2 protein-coding genes are annotated in these 2771 nt (G+C 73.7%); one reads left to right on the top strand and one right to left on the bottom strand.

Annotated features, from left to right (window positions below):
- Positions 1 to 63: 63 nt before the first annotated feature.
- Entirely contained in the window at positions 64 to 990 is a 927-nt protein-coding gene (locus SSP24_RS42165) for a DUF3027 domain-containing protein (protein ID WP_141316524.1), read from the bottom strand.
- 301 nt (positions 991 to 1291) lie between these two features.
- On the opposite strand from SSP24_RS42165, the gene SSP24_RS42170 reads away from it, so the two are divergent.
- Positions 1292 to 2716, top strand: a complete 1425-nt coding sequence (locus SSP24_RS42170) for an MFS transporter (RefSeq protein ID WP_141316526.1) — start codon at positions 1292 to 1294, stop codon at positions 2714 to 2716.
- Positions 2717 to 2771 lie beyond the last annotated feature (55 nt).

Raw genomic sequence — 2771 nt, forward strand, 5'->3', positions numbered from 1 at the left:
AGCCCTGACATCGGCCCAAGCCGACCGCCTGAAGGAATCGCAGGCCGGGAAGGCCAACAAGCCCTACGAGTGACCCAGCTCCGCCGTGTCCTCGTCGGAGACATCCGGTACCGACCCCGAATCCCGCCCCGGCCGCAGCGGAAACGGGTCCACCCGTGTCTCGTCGATCACCGGCGGAGCCGGCTGCGGGGGCTTGGGCATGATCGCTGCCTCGGAGTGGCCCCCGCATCCGTACGCGAGCGACACCACCCGGCCGTCGGCCGGTGAGAACTCGTTCGCGCAGACGCCGAAGGCCTGGCCCAGCGATCCCCCGATCGGCACCAGGAAGCCGCACGTCACGCATGCCGCGGGCGCCGCCTGGGCCATCGGCGTCTTCGGGCCGAACGCCTCCTCCCAGCGGTCGGCGGCCACATGCAGCCCGTACCGGGAGAGCACCCGGGCCCGCCGCATGCCCAGTTCCTCCGCGACCGCCGCGATCGAGCCGCGCGTGGGCGCGGTCGGCAGCGCGGCCGGCGGTCCGGCGGTGACCTCGGCGTCCTCGGCCTCGACCAGTTCCGCCATGTCGTGCGAGACCGCGGAGTTCGGCGGCGGCTCCTCCTCGCCGGACCAGCCCGGCTCCAGCCGCAGATCCTCCGCGTCCGTGGGGAGGAGGTCACCGGGCCCCATGTCGCCGGGGCGCAGACGCTCGCTCCACGGCACCCACTCCGGCGCCAGCAGCGCGTCCGGGCCGGGCAGCAGGACCACCTCGTCCAGCGTCACGACCTTCGCACGCGACGCCCGCGCCACGGTCACGGCCCAGCGCCAGCCGCGGTACCCGAGCTCCTTGCACTCGAAGAAGTGCGTGACAACGCGGTCCCCCTCGGAGGCCAGACCGGCGTGCTCCCCGACGACGCCGGGCGCGGCGGCCTCCTCGGCCGCGGCGCGGGCTAGGTCGACGGCCTCGGCGCACAGGCGGTCGGGGGTGCGGCTTCGCGTTGTCGCTGCGCTCACAGGTATCGCTTCTCTCCTACGCCGTCTCTCAGTGCGCCTGCCGGAAGGCGACGGGGCGGACGGAGCGGACCTGGGGACCGCGTCGACGTCCGCGCCCTGTCGCGCTCGGGCGCACCTGTGTCATCCATTCTGCGGGATGGCCGAGAGGCGCGCGGCCGAGAACGTTCGCCACGGCGCGCTACGCACGCTACCCCTTCACGGCCGTCGGGCCTACACCGACGGCTCATGATCGCCACGAAGTGCGCGTCCATACGCGCCGGAACCGCACTACCGACGCCCATCTCAGGGCACTATGAACGTCGTGGCAACCGCAAGGTCGCCCCAAGGCACCTCCGGGACGGGTGGGGTCAAGGGGAACAACCGACGCGGCGGACCGGGCCGGACGGGCGGCCTGTTCCGCTCGGTCGGCCGTGCCCTGCACTTCCCGGTGACCGGCACCGCCCGCGGCATCCGCAAGGCCACGCACGCGCACGGCGCCGGCGAGTCCGGCCTCGGCAAGCTGATCGAACTGCACGGCGTGAACGGCGCCGGTGACGTGATGATCACCATCGCCCTCGCCTCCACCGTCTTCTTCGCCGTCCCCACCGACGAGGCCCGCGGCCGTGTCGCCCTCTACCTCGCGATCACCATGGCGCCGTTCACTCTGCTCGCGCCCGTGATCGGCCCCCTCCTCGACCGTCTCCCGCACGGCCGCCGCGCGGCGATGGCGGGCGCGATGCTGGCGCGGGCGCTGCTCGCGCTGGTGCTGTCCGGCGCGGTGATCAACGGCAGCATCGAGATGTATCCGGCGGCGCTCGGCGTGCTGGTCGCGTCCAAGGCCTACGGGGTCGTACGCAGTGCCGTGGTGCCCCGGCTGCTGCCGCCCCGTTTCTCCCTGGTGAAGGCCAACTCCCGGGTCACCCTCGGCGGCCTGCTCGCCACCGGCGTGGCCGCGCCGATCGGTGCGGGGCTCCAGGCGCTCGGCCCGCGCTGGCCGCTGTACGGCGCCTTCGTGATCTTCGTCGCCGGTACGTTTCTGTCGTTCTCCCTGCCGCACAAGGTCGACTCGGCCAAGGGCGAGGACACGGCGCTGCTCGCGGCGGACGAGGCGCATCTGCACGGCCCGCATCGCAAGCCGGTCAAGCGTCCGGGCCTGCGCACGGTCGGTATCGCGGTCACCCACGCCCTGGGCGTGAACGCGGCGATCCGCTGCCTGGCCGGGTTCCTGATCTTCTTCCTGGCGTTCTTGCTGCGTGAGCATCCGCTGACCGGGCAGAGCGCGGCGGTGTCGCTGGGCATGGTGGCGGTCGCGGCCGGGGTGGGCAACGCGCTCGGCACGGCGGTCGGGGCGTGGCTGAAGGCGCGGGCGCCGGAGCTGATCATCGTGACCGTCGTCGCGGTGGAGCTGGCGGTCGCGGTGACGGCGGCGCTGTTCTTCAGCGCGTTCCTGGTGGCGTGCCTGGCGGCGGTCGCCGGGTTCGCGCAGGCGCTGGCCAAGCTGTCGCTGGACGCGCTGATCCAGCGGGACGTACCGGAGCTGGTGCGCACCTCGGCGTTCGCGCGCTCGGAGACGCTGCTGCAGATGTCCTGGGTGCTGGGCGGCGCGATCGGCATCGCCCTGCCGCTGAACGGCACCCTGGGCATGACAGTGGCCGCCGTCGTCCTGGCCGCCGGCTGGCTGACCACGGTCCGCGGCCTCCTCACCTCCGCCCGCCAGGGCGGCCGCCCCCGGCCACGAGTGGCCTGACCCACGGCGTCCGCACCCGCCGGTGCGTGGACTGCCCCACGGGCACGCCCCCGCC

It is taken from the genome of Streptomyces spinoverrucosus, from assembly GCF_006539505.1.
Taxonomy (GTDB): domain Bacteria; phylum Actinomycetota; class Actinomycetes; order Streptomycetales; family Streptomycetaceae; genus Streptomyces; species Streptomyces spinoverrucosus.